The following is a 2,048-nucleotide window of genomic DNA, read 5'->3' as shown; positions in this document are numbered from 1 at the left end:
CCTGAGAGCCATCCCAGACGTTCGTTTGCTTCCATTTATTCACATTCCCTTGTCCTGCATTATAAGCTGCAATCGCATAAATTAAATTTCCATTGTAATGCTTGTTAAGCCAGCTCAAATACCAAGAACCGAGATTAATGTTCACATCCACTTTTAATAAATCATCCTGGGTATGAGGTCCTAGATTATTGGACTCCACAATCCATTCTGCCGTGTCGGGCATCAACTGCATGAGTCCCAAAGCACCTTTCCTTGATTCCAAATGATGCTTATAGTTCGTTTCCACCCTGATGATGGCCGCAATGAGAAAAGGGTCTATATTGTGCTTCGCCGCACTTTGCCTAATTTCCTGCTCAAAATAGATCGGATACAACTTTCTTCCTATAAAAGTGCTGTTCATAAAGAGAACTAGAACGAAACAAACGAGTAATAGGGCAAAAACTCGTTTTTTGCGTAAAAACTTCATGAAAGCCCCTTCCCTAGCCAGAACCGTTCAACCGAAGATAAAGTATCTTCCCAAGTTCCGCTGTTGTCGATCACGATATCCGCTAGTTTGCGTTTTTCTTCTATCGACATTTGTGCGTTAATCCGGTTGTTGGCCGCGCTTTCCGTTAAGTTATCTCTCCGCATTAAACGTTCCACCTGGGTTTGAGGTGGCACATAGACAACCAGAACCTCCTCAAACATAAAACCTAGATCAGACTCAAACAATAAAGGAATATCGACGACAACTAGTTTGTCAGGAAATTGCTTCTCATACGCTTCCATCTGCTCTCTAATCATCTTGCGAATAGGCGGGTGTAGAATGTGTTCTAGTTGTTTACGTGCTTCTGTATTCCCAAATACGATCTCTCCTAGTTTCTTACGGTGCAATGAGCCGTCTTCCTGAATGACTGCTTGTCCAAAATGCGCAGCAACCTGTTCGAGAACAGGGCTGCCGGGCTGGACAACATCGCGCGCAATTTGATCCGCATCTACTAATAGAGCGCCGCGGCTAACCAGCATGGCACTAACCGTGCTTTTGCCGCAAGCGATTCCTCCTGTTAACCCGATATTCATAGGCCAATCTCTCCTAAGTGTATTCCTGTTCCACTATAACATCTTCAATAAACCCATAAGAATAAGTACACATCCTGGAAGAATAGATAACTTCTTCATCCAGGTCATTTCTGCGTAACGAAAACCAATACGAAGTCCTAGTGCAATAAATGAACCGCTCGAAATAGAAATTACGGTTGCCGTTAACAAAGGAACAAAACCAATTAATGCAGCGCCAATACCCGCTCCAAATGCGTCCAACGACAGGGCTAGCCCTAGCAAAGTAGCCTCAGAAGCTGAAATATTACCTGATTTATCCACATCGGCGATAGACGGTGTTCGCAATATTTGGATAACCAAACCAAATCGCTTGAGCTCAATATTCAGGATTTCCTTCGTCCTTTGCAGCGTATCGAGCGTGGCGGGCTCATTGCCGGAAGGGGGAATACTACTGAGAGATATCTGGTCTTCAGACGATTTGGCTGCCTCTTGGGGATCATGCGACTTCTGTTGTCTTAGTTGGGAAAGTGCCCAGATGCCAATCCCGATCAGGATGAGTGCACCGATACGCTTGGCAAACTCTGGAGACATGAAAGAAGACATAAGGACGCCAATTTGCATCGCACTATAAATAATGATACCAGACCAAAGGGATATAATACCAATAGAGAGAAATGGGATTCGAATTTTACGCAATCCATACATGACACCAACGCCGAAACCGTCTAGTGAAACTGCGAAAGCCAGAATGAGCAAAGAAATCACCGGAAGCATAATAACCCTCCTAAGAGTTTTACCACTGACGACAATAAGCCGGGTAACAGCACATCATCTGGGCTAAGTACTCCATATCATATGGGAAGGGCGCGCTTCACGTGCCTATTTCTCAGACTTCTTTATAATTCTCTTTCGCTTTAAAGGTTGACAGGTTGGGCAAATGTGTGTCCCGCGACCACCAACCACCGTTTTGTAGATTTCGCTTCCGCATGTCTTGCAGCTCTGTGACTGTC

Annotated in this window: 4 protein-coding genes; all 4 read right to left on the bottom strand. The window is 44.6% G+C overall.

What is annotated here, in order from left to right; all coding sequences use genetic code 11:
• A partial coding sequence (locus AC1DUA_RS35155) for a lytic transglycosylase domain-containing protein (protein WP_477504147.1) occupies positions 1 to 466 on the bottom strand: 466 nt, incomplete at its 3' end.
• A complete protein-coding gene (gene coaE, locus AC1DUA_RS35150; protein WP_477504146.1) occupies positions 463 to 1,059 on the bottom strand; it encodes a dephospho-CoA kinase in 597 nt (198 codons plus the stop codon). The genes coaE and AC1DUA_RS35155, both read right to left, overlap by 4 nt.
• Positions 1,060 to 1,092: 33 nt before the next feature.
• The gene (locus AC1DUA_RS35145) at positions 1,093 to 1,812 is read right to left on the bottom strand and encodes an MntP/YtaF family protein (protein WP_477504145.1); all 720 of its coding nucleotides are present in this window, start codon (positions 1,810 to 1,812) and stop codon (positions 1,093 to 1,095) included.
• 105 nt (positions 1,813 to 1,917) lie between these two features.
• Positions 1,918 to 2,048: zinc finger domain-containing protein (locus AC1DUA_RS35140; protein ID WP_477504148.1), on the bottom strand; the 131-nt coding region annotated here is incomplete at its 5' end.

Source organism: Paenibacillus sp. 01T422 (assembly GCF_056398785.1).
This window is presented reverse-complemented; position numbering and strand designations above follow the sequence as displayed.

Coding starts and splice junctions, on each gene's coding strand:
- coaE (WP_477504146.1), bottom strand. CDS start 1,059: ATGAATATCGGGTTAACAGGAGGAATCGCTTGCGGCAAAAGCACGGTT.
- AC1DUA_RS35145 (WP_477504145.1), bottom strand. CDS start 1,812: ATGCTTCCGGTGATTTCTTTGCTCATTCTGGCTTTCGCAGTTTCACTA.